At 58.5% G+C, this 6,419-nt stretch carries 6 protein-coding genes; 2 read left to right on the top strand and 4 right to left on the bottom strand.

What is annotated here, in order from left to right:
• Window positions 1-339: 339 nt before the first annotated feature.
• The gene (ppk2, locus tag GPA21_RS18555; RefSeq protein WP_075146809.1) at window positions 340-1,254 is read right to left on the bottom strand and encodes a polyphosphate kinase 2; all 915 of its coding nucleotides are present in this window, start codon (window positions 1,252-1,254) and stop codon (window positions 340-342) included.
• Between the two features lie 58 nt (window positions 1,255-1,312).
• Window positions 1,313-1,954: a hypothetical protein gene (locus GPA21_RS18550; RefSeq protein WP_168989578.1), complete on the bottom strand. Its 642-nt coding sequence runs from the start codon at window positions 1,952-1,954 to the stop codon at window positions 1,313-1,315.
• A 117-nt stretch (window positions 1,955-2,071) separates the two neighbouring features.
• Between GPA21_RS18550 and nhaR the strand changes: the two genes are divergently transcribed.
• Together nhaR and GPA21_RS18540 are read left to right on the top strand one after the other, a co-directional pair.
• On the top strand, window positions 2,072-2,989 hold the full coding sequence (gene nhaR, locus GPA21_RS18545; RefSeq protein ID WP_075146811.1) for a transcriptional activator NhaR: 918 nt from the start codon (window positions 2,072-2,074) through the stop codon (window positions 2,987-2,989).
• Window positions 2,990-3,121: 132 nt separating this feature from the next.
• Window positions 3,122-5,122 (top strand): alkaline phosphatase D family protein, encoded by a 2,001-nt coding sequence (locus GPA21_RS18540; protein WP_211163696.1) that lies wholly within the window; start codon window positions 3,122-3,124, stop codon window positions 5,120-5,122.
• 153 nt (window positions 5,123-5,275) lie between these two features.
• Here GPA21_RS18540 and GPA21_RS18535 read toward each other — a convergent pair whose 3' ends face one another.
• Complete coding sequence (locus GPA21_RS18535; RefSeq protein WP_168989577.1) at window positions 5,276-5,887, bottom strand: hypothetical protein; 612 nt, start codon at window positions 5,885-5,887, stop codon at window positions 5,276-5,278.
• A gap of 34 nt (window positions 5,888-5,921) precedes the next feature.
• Complete coding sequence (locus GPA21_RS18530; protein ID WP_339379816.1) at window positions 5,922-6,251, bottom strand: ion transporter; 330 nt, start codon at window positions 6,249-6,251, stop codon at window positions 5,922-5,924.
• Between the last annotated feature and the right edge of the window lie 168 nt (window positions 6,252-6,419).

Here is a 6,419-nt window from a genome sequence, read left to right as displayed (position 1 = left end):
AAAACACAAGGAGAACAGACACCACAACCCGAAACCGGAACCAACCCCGCGTAGCTATACTGTACGCATAAACCGGTGGGTCAGTTTTAGATGAAAACCCCGGGTCAGTTCTGCGTGGAAATCAACATCAGACCGGAATATGGCGGTAATGAGCCAGACAGCCGCCACTCAACTGGCTTCAATCTTACTGGAAGCGGTGTGATTCAGCTGGCTATTGAAGGAACGCATAGACCGCTGGCGGATCGCTGCGGCATCGTCGGTTGCCATAGGCACTGCAAGCATTCGCTGGAAAAGCCGTCTGTCAGCCAGTGCGACCGCCGCGCCTTTGTCAAGGCTGGCTCAGTATCGCTTCGGAACGTACAACTCCGGCGGCATCACGCTTCGTTCGTAGTCCGGGTTGAAAACCCGATCGGGCAGAACGACAGGGGTTTGTGGAACGTCCTCGTAGGGGATGTGCTCAAGCAGGTGTGAAATGCAGTTAAGGCGGGCGCGCTTCTTGTCGTTGGCCTCGACGATGTACCACGGTGCCTCGGGGATGTTCGTCCGTGCGAGCATGTCCTCCTTCGCCTTCGTATAGTCCTCCCAGCGAACACGGGATTGCAGGTCCATCGGACTGAGTTTCCATTGTTTCAGCGGATCATGAATGCGCATCAGGAAGCGCAGCTGTTGTTCCTCGTCGGCAAGGGAGAACCAGTATTTGACTAGACGAATGCCTGAACGCACGAGCATGCGCTCGAATTCGGGAACGTCTTCGAAAAACTGTTGCACCTCGTCCGGTGAAGCGAAGCCCATTACGCGCTCGACGCCAGCACGGTTGTACCAAGAACGGTCGAAGAGGACGATCTCTCCTGCAGCGGGCAAGTGAGGTACGTAGCGCTGGAAATACCACTGGGTCATTTCCCGCTCGGTTGGCTTGGCTAGTGCCGCCACGCGGCAGACGCGTGGGTTCAGACGTTGGGTGATGCGCTTGATGACGCTTCCCTTGCCTGCCGCGTCCCGGCCTTCGAAGATCACCACCACTTTTTCGCCGTGGTGTTCAACCCAGTCCTGCAGCTTGATGAGTTCTGCCTGCAGCTTGATCAGCTCAGTGAAGTATGTGCGACGGTCCAGAGTGTCGGCATGCTGCTTCTTGTAGACCTTGCGCAGTTCGAGTGACAGGACAGATTCCGAGAGTTCGAGTTCGAAGTCTTCGTCAGACTCATCGTCGAGTTCGGCTTTCAACCATTCCAACGCACCCTTGTGGGTTTCCGACATGTCGATCCTCTAATCATTGTCCTCACGAGCCTGCGCCCGCGTTCCCTACTACGAAACTTCAAGAAGCGGGGGCAACCAGATCGACCGTGATCTGATTCCGATTCTGAATGGAAACGATCAAACCGAAGCGTGCTCCATCCTTGACGTATTCATGACGTTCCTCCGTGGTTGTGGCTGACAGGAGGTTCTGCTGATAGCCCTGTGCGGCGAAGCCTCCCGCATAATGGCCGATGACTTCAGGCAGCGCAGCCTGACCTTGATAACGTACCTGAACATGCTGGTCGGTACGCAACCACTGGACCCGGACCAGACCCGGAAAACGAGCGACGGGTCCCGGGTCGGTTCCCGATACGTCGCTGGTTGGCAGAGTGTTCGCGGAAAGCGCCGGTAGCAATGCCCCCAGCGTTTCCTGGGCACCCGGAATGATCTGCTCGACTTGCGCCGTCGCCGACCGCACGGTCTCCTGGGCTCCTGGCATGAATTGCTCGACCTGGGACGAAATCGACCGGACCGTCTCGGGTGCGGCATCCACGCCTTGCTGCGCCATCCCAAAAAGCCAGCCAGCGATGCTGATCGCTGCCCAGGCGAGGAGTCCCATCAACAAGAGCAGGAAGGCGGCAATGAGAATCCAGGTTTTGCGACTGATGGAAGACAGGCCGCTCAAAAGGTTACGAAATAGCGGGTGTGCGAATGCGTTCATTGCTGTGACTCCATCTTGAACAAAGGGTTGAAACAGGCGCCCACCTTAAAGCGTGCCCGGGTTTTGATAAAGACGAATTATGGTTAATAATATTTCGGATAATTCCGATAGGTTGATATGAACCTCAAGCATCTTCATGTGTTCTGGACGGTTTCCCGTCTCGGAGGAGTCAGCCGGGCGGCGGATCAACTCGGTCTCACGCCACAAACCGTCAGTGGTCATCTTCGTCACCTCGAAAAGGAATTGGGGGCCGTTCTGTTTCGTCCGGCCGGTCGCGGTCTGGAACTGACCGAGGCCGGGCACCTTGCCCTGTCTTACACCGATGAAATCCTGAAGCTCGGCGGGGAAATGAAGCAGGCCTTGTCCGCGTCGCTGCAAAGTCCGATGCCGGTGCTGCGTTTGGGGATCACGGATGTCGTTCCCAAGTCGTTTGCCTACCGCTTGCTGGCACCCGTGGGCAAGTTGCCGGATCCGGTGAGACTGGTTTGCCGGGAAGGCAGTCTGGACGTGTTACTGGCCGAGTTGGCCTTGCAGCGAATCGACATGGTCGTGGCAGACCGTCCGATGCCGTCCGGTTTGGCGATTCGGGGTCATAGCCACAAATTGGGCGAGAGTGCGCTGGCTTTTTTCGGGACCGACTCGCTGTGCAATGATCAGGGTGAATTTCCGGGCTGCCTGAATGGCGCGCCGCTGCTCCTTCCCGGATCGCACGCCGCGATTCGTGGTCATATCGATTACTGGTTAAATGACCAGCGTTTGATGCCGCGTTTGATGGGTGAATTCGACGATAGCGCACTGATGAAAGCCTTTGGGCAGGCCGGCGCCGGGTTCTTTCCGGCACCCGCCATCCTTGCTGATGAAATATGCGCGCGCTATGAGGTCCGATGCATCGGCCGGGTCGATGACCTGCATGAAGTATTCTGGGCCATTACCGCCGAACGAAGGATCAGTCACCCCGCGATCATGACGGTGATGGAATCTGCCCGTGTGGCATTGTTTCCCGGGGCGAATCACGCAACAGATCAACTTCCCTGATCAGAAGGCATCATGCAGTCAGACAAACAACGGATTCACAGAGCACTACCATCAATCACCTGGAGCGCGATTCTTCTTGTCTGGAATACGTGCTGATGTTTCGTGACCTCAAACTTGGCGTGGAGTTGAACCATGATCGATGAAGGGTCACCCATTCCGTGGGTCTTGGCAGGCCCGATCCTGCGACAATGCGCGCCGACTCGGCTGGTGTGCTGGCTGGCGGTGCGCGAGCCTGTGCGTTTGCGCATTCGTATCGATCCCGACGAAGAGGCGTCACGCGAACAGGTGCTCGTTCCCGGCGCGCCGGGTTGCCGGATGCTCACCGCCGGAACGCACCTCCACTATCTGCTGATCGATCTGCGCTTCGACACGCCCTTGCCTCAGGATTGCTGGATCGGCTACACGGTGGCACTGCAAAGCCTGACGGCGGTCGATGACGCCTGGTTTGAGCACGCGGACTGGGCGCCCGAGCTGTGTTATCCCGGCAAACAGTCCCCCGGCTTGGTGCTGCCTTCGCGCATTCACAGCCTGCTGCATGGATCATGCCGCAAACCGCATCATGCCGACGGGGATGGCTTGGTTGAGGCCGATCGACTGCTGGAACGTCTGCTCGCGCAGAAGGTGTCGCCAAGAGAAGACGGCGCTTCGCCATCGGAGACGCCAGATGCACCGCCCGCCTGGCCATCGGTGTTGATGATGACCGGCGATCAGGTCTATGCCGACGACGTGGCCGGGCCGATGTTGAACGCGATTCACCAGGTAATCGCCCGACTCGGCCTGCCGGACGAGCCGCTGGCCGGCGGCGAGCTGAGCGGCGCCGACAGCGCGCAGGCCCTTTATCGCCACCCGGCCGGTTTCTACCATCGCGAAACCCTGTTGCCGCGGCATGCGCGCAACTACGCACTGATTGAGGTGTTGTTTGGTGGCGTGGAGAAACCCGTGTTCACCACCGACAGCGCCCACAACCATCTGATCTCGCTTGGCGAGGTGTTGGCGATGTATCTACTGGTGTGGTCGCCGGCCCTGTGGTCGCAGATCGACCTGACGCCGCCTGCCCATCTGGATGCCGATTCGCTGAAGCTCTACAACGCGGAGCGTGACGTGATTGAGGCGTTTGTCGCAGGGTTGCCGGCGGTGCGGCGGCTTTTTGCCCATCTGCCGACTGCGATGATTTTCGACGATCACGACATCACTGACGACTGGAACCTGAGCCGCGAGTGGGAGGAGGTGGCCTACGGTCATCCGTTCTCACGGCGGGTGATTGGCAACGCCGTGTTCGGCTACCTGATCAATCAGGCCTGGGGTAATCAGCCGGACGCTTTCGATGCACAACTGCTGGATCAGGTTCAGGTCAGCCTTGAGACGCCCGGAGCGCAAGCGCATGACGCGCTGATCGAACGGTTGTCGCGCTTCGACCGCTGGCACTACACGTGGCCTACCCAGCCGCCGCTGGTGGTCATGGATTGTCGCACCCACCGTTGGCGATCGGAGTCTGCCGCCCGCAAGCCTTCCGGCCTGCTGGACTGGGAAGCGCTGACCGATCTGCAGCAGACCATAAAGGGATTGCCAGCGGTGTTGCTGGTGTCGCCGGCGCCGATCTTCGGCGTGAAGCTGATCGAGTCGATTCAGCGCGTGTTCTCCTGGTTCGGCCAATCCCTGATGGTCGACGCCGAGAACTGGATGGCCCACCCAGGGGCGGGCAACGCCATCCTCAACATCTTCCGTCACCCGAAAACCCCGCAGCACTTCGTGGTGCTGTCTGGCGATGTTCACTACTCCTTCGTCTATGACGTCGAGCTGCGCGGTCGGGTGCGCGGTCCGGACATCTGGCAGATCACCAGCAGTGGGCTGCGCAACACGTTTCCGCCCCGTCTGCTCGATGTGCTCGACCGCAGCAATCGCTGGCTATACTCGCCGCGTTCGCCGCTCAACTGGCTCACGCGCCGCCGTCACATGCGCGTCATCCCGCGCAAGCCCGACGGCATCGCGCACGGTCGCCGCCTGCTCAACGGTAGCGGTATCGGCCTGGTCGAACTCGACGCGGAGGGCGTGCCGTGGCGCATCCGACAACTTCTCCATGATGGCCGGAACGTCAACTTCTCGCGCCGTGAGGCGGAGTCGCGTTGGGATTGAGCGGTCTGGCGCACTGGCGTCACCCGGAACAGCGGTGAAAAAATGGTGTGCCATCCCTTCAAGGATGCGTGACCCATTGGCCGAAACCGTCACGTCAAATGTGAACTCGCGGAAGTTGATGAAATAGAGTTGGCGTTGATTGACGTTCGCCTCCTATCTCGGATCCCGGCAAGCAGAGACCAGCGCGGCGCGAAGGTGAGGTCGGTGGGTGTCAGGCACTTTGAAGATACGTGCTCGACCCGGTTTTGCAACCATCGACAGGAATCGTTCGGCAGTCCAATACCAAGGGCGGTAAAGATAATCGTCGAAGAAAATGGTTGTGCCAGGTTGGGCGTAGTAGGCCGTGGCCAAAGCGCATGCCAGCCGGAATCGCCCGTCAATCAAGACCAGATCAGGTTGATGTCCCGCCACCCAGGGGCGTGATGGGTAGCGCAGCCAACGGCGCATGCTTTTTAACTGCAAGGGATAGCCAAGCAGTCCGACACGCCCAATATCGACGTGCATGGGGTGCCAGTCCAGGTTTGGCGAGTCCCTTTGAATGTAACCATCTACTGCGTTGAGAAAACGGATATCGGATTCGACCGAGATCAAGGATTTGACCGCATGAGCGGCAGCGAACCGGGTAGATCCGCCCGCCCCATACTCCAGGAAGCAGCGACTGTCTTGCAATAAACGGCCCAGGGCATGAATGCAGGTCTTGGTCATCCATGGTGTGTCACCAATCAAGGGTTCAGCGCGATAGGTCTTGAAAGTCAGGGTCGTCATAGTCATTTGTCAAAAAGTGAATGATGTTGTGGTGTCACGTCGGGTGACTGCTATTTTGATTCGGGAACTGCGCGGCGCGTAAGGCAGCGAGTTCGGCGCGAATCGCCTGGAGCTCGCTCATCACTGCCTGGTGCTCCTCGACCACCAGCGTTCGCGTTTCTTCTTGCTCAACATGTTCCGTGGCACTCATCGCATCCACCATGATCGCGATGAACAGGTTCAGCACGGCGAAGGTCGTGAGCAGGATGAAGGTGATGAAGAAGATCCACGCGAAGGGATGAGCCTCCATGACCGGGCGGACGATGCCCATCGACCAAGACTCCAGGGTCATGATCTGGAACAGGGTGTATAGCGAGGCGCCAATCGAACCAAACCAGTCAGGAAAATCAGCGGCGAATAATTTCGGGGTAAGCGGATTAAATGGTTGATCTTACCTTTGCATGAGAGTGAGACAGACCGGCATCTCATCGGATTATCTGGTTGATGCTTCACCTACTGCTGGTGCATGTTTCCTTCGCTAATTCCAGCAAGA

The sequence above is a fragment of the Azoarcus taiwanensis genome (assembly GCF_012910885.1).
GTDB classification, from domain to species: domain Bacteria; phylum Pseudomonadota; class Gammaproteobacteria; order Burkholderiales; family Rhodocyclaceae; genus Azoarcus_F; species Azoarcus_F taiwanensis.
The sequence above is the reverse complement of the archived record's forward strand: the minus strand, read 5'-3'. Positions and strand labels throughout refer to the sequence as shown.

Coding starts and splice junctions, on each gene's coding strand:
- GPA21_RS18550 (WP_168989578.1), bottom strand. CDS start 1,954: ATGAACGCATTCGCACACCCGCTATTTCGTAACCTTTTGAGCGGCCTG.
- ppk2 (WP_075146809.1), bottom strand. CDS start 1,254: ATGTCGGAAACCCACAAGGGTGCGTTGGAATGGTTGAAAGCCGAACTC.
- GPA21_RS18535 (WP_168989577.1), bottom strand. CDS start 5,887: ATGACGACCCTGACTTTCAAGACCTATCGCGCTGAACCCTTGATTGGT.
- GPA21_RS18540 (WP_211163696.1), top strand. CDS start 3,122: ATGATCGATGAAGGGTCACCCATTCCGTGGGTCTTGGCAGGCCCGATC.
- nhaR (WP_075146811.1), top strand. CDS start 2,072: ATGAACCTCAAGCATCTTCATGTGTTCTGGACGGTTTCCCGTCTCGGA.